General features: G+C 46.6%; 5 tRNA genes. All 5 read left to right on the plus strand.

The features are described 5' to 3' along the window. Positions 1-110 precede the first annotated feature (110 nt). Positions 111-187 (plus strand) — tRNA-Met (locus A3712_RS23000). A gap of 55 nt (positions 188-242) precedes the next feature. Continuing rightward, a tRNA-Leu gene (locus A3712_RS23005) sits at positions 243-327 on the plus strand. A gap of 30 nt (positions 328-357) precedes the next feature. Further along, positions 358-432: transfer RNA gene (locus tag A3712_RS23010), tRNA-Gln, on the plus strand. Between the two features lie 82 nt (positions 433-514). Continuing rightward, positions 515-599, plus strand: a tRNA-Leu gene (locus tag A3712_RS23015). A 30-nt stretch (positions 600-629) separates the two neighbouring features. Beyond that, positions 630-704 (plus strand) — tRNA-Gln (locus A3712_RS23020). Positions 705-865 lie beyond the last annotated feature (161 nt).

The raw sequence follows: 865 nt of genomic DNA on the forward strand, positions 1-865 counted from the left end.
ACCAGATTTAGGTTCTGGCGCCGAGAGGTGTGAGAGTTCAAGTCTCTCCGACCGCACCATTATTTCTCTTTCATTAGAGAACAAATAGTGATTCTATTAGATTCATTATTGGCTACTTAGCTCAGTTGGTTAGAGCACATCACTCATAATGATGGGGTCGCAGGTTCAAATCCCGCAGTAGCCACCACTTATGTAACGTCATATTGAATCACCAATATTCAATATGACTATAAAGATTTGCTGCGGTCGTGGCGGAATTGGTAGACGCACCAGATTTAGGTTCTGGCGCCGAGAGGTGTGAGAGTTCAAGTCTCTCCGACCGCACCACTATTTAGATGTCTTAATTGATGTCATTGTTGGGCTATCGCCAAGCGGTAAGGCACCGGCTTTTGATGCCGGCATTCCCTGGTTCGAATCCAGGTAGCCCAGCCACTATTTAAAACTCCTTGCTAACAGCAATGAGCACAACGTTTTATTGAGTCACCAATACTCAGTATAACTATAAAGATTTGCTGCGGTCGTGGCGGAATTGGTAGACGCACCAGATTTAGGTTCTGGCGCCGAGAGGTGTGAGAGTTCAAGTCTCTCCGACCGCACCACTATTTAGATGTCTTAATTGATGTCATTGTTGGGCTATCGCCAAGCGGTAAGGCACCGGCTTTTGATGCCGGCATTCCCTGGTTCGAATCCAGGTAGCCCAGCCACTATTTAAAACTCCTTGCTAAAAGCAATGAGCACAACGTTTTATTGAGTCACCAATACTCAGTATAACTATAAAGATTTGCTGCGGTCGTGGCGGAATTGGTAGACGCACCAGATTTAGGTTCTGGCGCCGAGAGGTGTGAGAGTTCAAGTCTCTCCGACC

Source organism: Vibrio sp. HI00D65 (genome assembly GCF_001635455.1).
Classification (GTDB): domain Bacteria; phylum Pseudomonadota; class Gammaproteobacteria; order Enterobacterales; family Vibrionaceae; genus Vibrio.